The 6,337-nt window shown below is 40.0% G+C and carries 4 protein-coding genes; 1 reads left to right on the top strand and 3 read right to left on the bottom strand.

What is annotated here, in order from left to right; genetic code table 11:
- A partial coding sequence (locus VJ937_RS09195) for a T9SS type A sorting domain-containing protein (protein WP_324066603.1) occupies window positions 1-1,575 on the top strand: 1,575 nt, incomplete at its 5' end.
- 656 nt (window positions 1,576-2,231) lie between these two features.
- On the opposite strand, the gene VJ937_RS09190 is transcribed toward VJ937_RS09195, so the two are convergent.
- The 3 genes from VJ937_RS09190 to polA all read right to left on the bottom strand — a co-directional run.
- On the bottom strand, window positions 2,232-2,951 hold the full coding sequence (locus VJ937_RS09190; protein ID WP_324066602.1) for a TlpA disulfide reductase family protein: 720 nt from the start codon (window positions 2,949-2,951) through the stop codon (window positions 2,232-2,234).
- Window positions 2,952-3,003: 52 nt separating this feature from the next.
- Entirely contained in the window at window positions 3,004-4,008 is a 1,005-nt protein-coding gene (locus VJ937_RS09185) for an endonuclease/exonuclease/phosphatase family protein (protein ID WP_324066601.1), read from the bottom strand.
- A gap of 24 nt (window positions 4,009-4,032) precedes the next feature.
- A partial coding sequence (polA, locus tag VJ937_RS09180; RefSeq protein ID WP_324066600.1) for a DNA polymerase I occupies window positions 4,033-6,337 on the bottom strand: 2,305 nt, incomplete at its 5' end.

Here is a 6,337-nt window from a genome sequence, read left to right as displayed (position 1 = left end):
GACCAGGTGGAAAACTCGCCCCAACCACTACACGGAAGACTCTCTGCACTTTTACAGTGGAACGAGCAGGATCCGCCCGATGCATTTGAGCGTAACCGCAACAATGTGATTTTTGGTTACCAGAAAAATCGCAATCCCTTTATCGATAACCCCGAATGGGTTAACATGATTTGGGATGGCGCTGCAGCCAGCAGCATTAGCATTGCCGATGTATCTCAGTCGCAGGAAATGATATTTACAGGTGACGCTGTAAATATTGCATCAACCATTACCGGAGCAGGAACAATTGGCGCAACCCTGTATTGGGGAACCGACATTGAATCCATGACCAATACTGTTACTATGAACGCTTCAGGCGATGAATATACCGCACAAATACCTGCACAGGCAAGCGAAACAGACATTTATTACACCATTGAAGCAACCGACAATAACGGATCTTATCAATCTGTTCCCTACACCTATCACGTAGAAGCCATTTTTAGCGGCACTATTCAAACAATAACAGAGGTTCAGGGCGAACAGGCCACCACACCCTTCGAAGACCAGGAAGTAACCATTACAGGCATTGTAACGGCTAATTTTGGTGAGGGCTTCTTCGTTCAGGATGGCAATGGGCCCTGGAGCGGTATTTATGTGTATGATGTAATGAACCCACAAATTGGCGACAGTGTAATACTTACCGGAACTGTCACAGAATATTACGACTTAACAGAAATTGTTGATGTAACAGATTATTATTTAATTAGTAGAGAAAACGAGCTGCCAGCCACAGAAACAATTCAAATAAGTGACCTTGATGAAGCATATGAAAGCGTAGTTATAAAAATAGCAGGTGCCGAGTGTACAAATACTGATCTTGGCTATGGCATGTGGGAAATCAATGATGGAACAGGCAGCATGGCCGTCCACAATACACAAATTCACGAAATTGAACCTTCGTTGGGTACAATTTATGATATTTCAGGTCCGCTGAAATGGGATTTTGGCGAATGGAAAATCGAGTTGAGAGGTGCGTTTGATACACAAAGCGGTGATCATACAGCTCCAAGTGTAAATGAAGTAACTGTAAACAGCGCTACATCACTGAAAATCACTTTTAGTGAAATACCAGAAGAAAGCAGTGCTTTAAATTTGGCTAATTACAGCGTAAATAACGGCATTTCAGTAACTGATGCTTCAATAGGTTACCCTTTAACAAACGTAATTCTAACCATCGACGAACTTACAGAAGGTGATTATGAAATAACTATCTCCGGTGTGGAAGATGGCTCGGGCAACGTTATGGAGACACAAACTGTTGCTTTTAGTTTTGGCACAGGCCTTGAAAGTTTTGAAAACCATAGCTTTCGTATTTATCCTATCCCTACCGACAATGGCAAGGTAACCCTCGACGGGATTAAAAACGTGACACAAATTCAGATTACAGATGCTGCTGGTCGGTTAGTCAAATCCAGAACAAATACAAAAGGCAACAATTCCATCACAATCAACAATTTAAATGATGGAATCTATTTCATTACATTAACTACAGATACTCAAAAACAATTTGTTTCAAAACTGATAGTACGGTAATACAATAATAGTTTAAAACAATTACACCCCGGAAGCTATATCTAACTTCCGGGGTGTTTTTTTGAGGGTTATTGATTTTTAATATTTATTTGCTCGCCGGAAAGGCATATTGTCAAAAACACAACTACTACTTCAGCAAATCATCAATAGCGCCACGAATATGGCCATCGTTTCCTACTCGTGTTTTGTGCAATGGGGCACCCAATTTTGGTTTAACCCTACTTTTTTTGCTACAGGTCAAAAAAAGTAGGCAAAAAAACCCCGCCGCTTACAGAAAATTGCTAAAAATCTATTCGTTATGGCTAAAGTTTACGAACTCACTTCGATTTTTTAAAAAAAATCAAAGCTCAAACAGCGCAAACTTTGACGCCATAACAAACAGATTTTTTTAACGCATTTTTCTTCATGCGGCTAACTGGCAACCATTTACCTGCTACTCAATGACAACACCCAAAGCGAGTTGGCTGTTATCACATATGCTTGGATCCATAAACACAATGTAATTATATTGAACGAAACAGAACGGGTCACCCAAAACAGAAAAATTTAAGAGTCAAGTTGATAATAATCAATATTTATTTTACCAAGTATCGTTTTCATGCACAAAACAGGAATATTTATTTGCTCGCCGGGAAGGCATATTGTCAAAAACACAACTACTCCTTCAGCAAATCATCAATAGCGCCTCGAATATGGCCATCGCTTCCTACCTGCAATTTACCATCTTCGCCTTTGATAAAACCCACACCGCGGCCAGATTCCATAAAATTTCCGTGTTTGTCGATATAGAAAAATTTGGGGACAGACAATATCCCGCAAGTGTCTGTGAAATCATCTGCTTTTACAATGTGCGTAAAGTTAAATTCATGCGCTTGTAAAAACGCATTTACCTTTTCAGGGCCATCATCGGTTACGGCTAAAAAATGCACGCTATCAGCATAATTGCGTTTTATCTCGTTTAGCTGCGGCATCTCTTTTATGCAGGGAAAACAGCGGGTATGCCAAAAATTGAGCACAATGGGCTTGCCTTTAAGATCAGACAAATGCATTATTTTTCCATTAAGCTGCTGAAGTGCTAAATCTGGCAAAGGCTTCCCTACCTTCAAATACTCGAAATAATGGAATCCGGGATCGGCCTTTTTTGTAGAATATTTAAAATGCCTGATCACCGAATCATTGCGCGAAACTTCTTTATATATTTTAAAGTTGACCTGTAACCCATCTTCCCCCAATTTTATTCGCATATGCCGTTTAAAATCATCATAGGTCTCTGCATTCATAACTCTTTTTCCGTATGCGTATAAAACGGTTGGTTCTTTTTGAGCAAAACTCTTTAGGCTAATAAAGACCAGGACAATTAATAATAAATTTTTCATGATGTGCCGTTTTTATAATAAACGAATATGGCATACACCTTCCTGATAATTCCTATTCCAAAATCACATACACAGGGAAATGGTCTGAATAGCCTTTTAAATAAAGTGTTCCGGCGTGTGTACGCAACGGATGACCGTCGTATTTACCACCTTGTACACGTATGCTTTCATCATCATAAATATTTGACTTTTTATACTTTAACCCCTCTTTATCAAGTAACGATTTTGTTAATAAAATCTGGTCAAACAAAAACCAGTCGTCACGATAACATAATGTTCCCCGGTCTTTTGATAAAAGGTTCGCTAATGGGTTATAAAAACCATTGTCACGCACTTCGCTTTTATCAGATGTGGATTGTAAAACATCAGCAACGCTCTCATTGTCGGGATCATCGTTAAAATCGCCCATTACAATAATATTGGCTTCTGTCTCGACCTTTTGAACCGAGTCAATAATTGATTTAGTGAGTTTTGCTGCTGCTACCCTTCGGTAGTTGCTTTTCTCCTGCCCACCCCGGCGCGAGGGCCAGTGATTCACGATCACATGCACTTTTTCGCCACGTAATTTACCAACCACAAGTAATTGGTCTCTCGTGTGGTAATCTTCTCCGGGAAATGTTAAAGTATAAGTTTTACTGTCGATGAGCTCAAAGTGGTCCTTCCGATATAGCAAACCTACATCTATTCCGCGGTGATCGGGAGAATCATAATGCACAATTGCATAATTGGCCTCATCAATTGGTGCAGTTTGTATTAAATCCTCCACAACAGCTCTGTTTTCCACTTCACAAAAGCCCAAAATATCGGGTCCGGCCTGTTTTGGGTCGCCGTCGAGCTTCTCAATGGCATAAGCCAGGTGATTCATTTTACGCTCATATCTTTCTGTATCCCAAGCCTTACCTCCTCCGGGTGTCCAGCCAAAATCGCCTGGTTTTGGAGAATCAACGGTATCGAATAAATTTTCGAGATTATAAAATGCTACAGAAACCTCCATTTTTTGCGGGAAGGCAACTGTTATAAAAGCAGATAAAATCAGCAATAAAGTAAATCGTATCATAATATTTTATAGTTTAATTTCAAATTAATGAGCCTCAAGCCAATCATTACCAGTATTTAAATCTACCTTCATTTTTACTTTAAGTGAAATGGCATTTTCCATTGCTTCCAAAACAATTGACTTAACTTCATCCACCTCGTTTTTATGGGTATCAACAATCACCTCATCGTGCACCTGCATAATCATGCGGCTTTTTAATTGCTTCTCTTTCAATGCCCGGTTAATTCTTACCATGGCAACCTTGATCATATCAGCAGAAGAGCCCTGAATGGGAGCGTTAATGGCGTTGCGCTCCGCAGCACTCCGTACTGTGCGATTGTTAGAATTAATATCGGGCAAAAATCGTTTCCGACCCATGAGGGTTTCAGCATAACCTTTTTCACGAGCTGTGGCAATTGATTTGTCCATAAAGGCTTTAACGTTCGGGTAGGTTTCAAAATAATTGTCGATAAGCTGTTTGGCGTCTTTATTCGACATACCCGTATTTTGCGATAGGCCGAAGGCGGAAATACCGTAAATAATACCAAAATTCACGCCTTTTGCCTGGCCCCGTTGCTCGCGGGTTACATCTTCAGGTTTAAGTTTAAATAGCTTTGCGGCCGTAGACAAATGAATATCCTCGTCGTTTTTAAATGCTTCAAGCATGGCTTCATCCTGGCTTAAGTGTGCCATAATTCTAAGCTCAATTTGACTGTAATCAGCTGCAAGCAAAACATGCTCATCGTCGCGCGGAATAAAAGCTTTACGAATAATTTTTCCTTTTTCGTCGCGAATGGGGATGTTTTGCAGGTTTGGATTTGTACTACTCAAACGTCCGGTACTCGTCACAGCCTGGTTATAGGAGGTGTGGATGCGGCCTGTTTTATCGTTTACGAGTTTAGGCAGGGCTTCCACATATGTGTTGAGCAATTTACTTAACCCACGAAACTCCAATATGGCCGGCACTATTTCGTGTTTGTCTGCCAGCTTTTCAAGCACATCTTCCCCTGTTGCATACTGTTTGGTTTTAGTACGCTTAGGTTTGTCAGTAATTTTTAGTTTTTCGAACAGCACCTCTCCAAGTTGTTTGGGTGAGGCAATATTAAACTCCATGCCGGCATATTCATGTATTTTTTGTTCAAGCGCTATCAGTTCGTTACGCAATTGCGCTGCAATATTTTTCAAAGCATTACTGTCTATTGTAACGCCATAATATTCCATGTCGGCCAGCACATGAACCAGAGGCATTTCAACCTCATTAAAAAGTCTGTCGAGTTTAAAGTCTTTGAGTTGCTTTTCAAGTAAAGGTTTAAGTTGCCAGGTAATATCAGCATCTTCACAGGCATAGTCCTTTACCTTTTCAGGATTAAGCTGCCCCATACTCATTTGTCCCTTACCTTTTTTGCCGATTAATGATTCGGTGGTAACCTTTTTATAGTTAAGATACCTTTCTGCGATTGAATCAATATTATGTGGTAATTCAGGTTGTATGAGATAATGGGCAATCATGGTGTCGAACAAATTGTTTCCCAGGTAAATATCAAACTGCCGCATAACCAACATATCATATTTGGCATTTTGGGCAATTATATTTTTTGAATCATCTTCAAGTATAGGTTTAAACAGATTGACTATTTCATTTTCTTTAAGCTCATTACCTTTTATGCTAACATAGTAAGCACTGCCTTTTTTCCATGAAAACGACATACCAACAAGATTTGCTTTCAACGGTTCGGCTGAGGTTGTTTCTGTATCGAAGCAAAAAGCAGTCTGTTGGCTAAGCAGTTCGGCAAACTCTTCGGTCTCCTTTTTAGTGATAATCAGCTTATAGTCGGTTTCAACGGTCTGAATACTTTCAAAATCATCGGTCTCCACTTTGGTTTCAGACATATCGAAAAGCGAGCCCTGGGTATCGTTTTGCGCGGCACGATCTGGCATTAAACGTTTCTTGAGATTTCTAAATTCCAGTTCATTGAAAATTTTTTCCAGCGCCTCTTCATTAATTTCTTTTCGCTCCAGGTCACTATAATCCTGTTCAATAGGGACTTCGGTATTAATTGTGACAAGCTTTTTAGAAAGCATGACCTGATCTTTATTTTCTATGAGCTTCTCTTTTTGTTTGCCTTTGAGTTCATCAATATGTGCATACAACTCTTCAACAGAACCGTACTGTCCGATAAGCTTTTTGGCTGTTTTTTCCCCAATTCCAGGTGCGCCGGGAATATTATCTGAAGAGTCGCCCCATAGTGCCATAACATCGATAAGTTGTTCCGGTCGCTCTAAACCATATTTTTCATTAATTTCATCTATGCCCAGTATATCGATGCCCTGTCCAAAGCGTTTCGGTTTA

It is taken from the genome of Salinivirga sp. (genome assembly GCF_035268865.1).
GTDB lineage: Bacteria > Bacteroidota > Bacteroidia > Bacteroidales > Salinivirgaceae > Salinivirga.
This window is presented reverse-complemented; position numbering and strand designations above follow the sequence as displayed.